The 240-nt window shown below is 50.0% G+C and carries 2 tRNA genes; both read right to left on the bottom strand.

From position 1 onward, the window contains the following. Nucleotides 1–11: 11 nt before the first annotated feature. Nucleotides 12–88, bottom strand: a tRNA-Met gene (locus ATB74_RS23565). A 49-nt stretch (nt 89–137) separates the two neighbouring features. Further along, nucleotides 138–213 (bottom strand) — tRNA-Gly (locus ATB74_RS23560). Between the last annotated feature and the right edge of the window lie 27 nt (nt 214–240).

Genomic DNA, 240 nt, shown 5'->3' with positions numbered 1-240 from the left:
TAACTGTAATGTGGTTGCGGGAGCCGGATTTGAACCGACGACCTTCGGGTTATGAGCCCGACGAGCTACCAAACTGCTCCATCCCGCGTCCGGATGCATTGTTTAAGTCAATGAATCTTGCCTTTAAAAGGCTAATTTGGAGCGATACATCGGGTTCGAACCGATGACCTCAACCTTGGCAAGGTTGCGCTCTACCAACTGAGCTAGTATCGCATTAGTTATTCGCTGCTCTTACCGCCT

This window comes from Vibrio splendidus (assembly GCF_001557875.1).
Classification (GTDB): domain Bacteria; phylum Pseudomonadota; class Gammaproteobacteria; order Enterobacterales; family Vibrionaceae; genus Vibrio; species Vibrio splendidus_F.
Note: the sequence above shows the minus strand (reverse complement) of the source record. Positions and strands in the feature narration are given on the sequence as shown.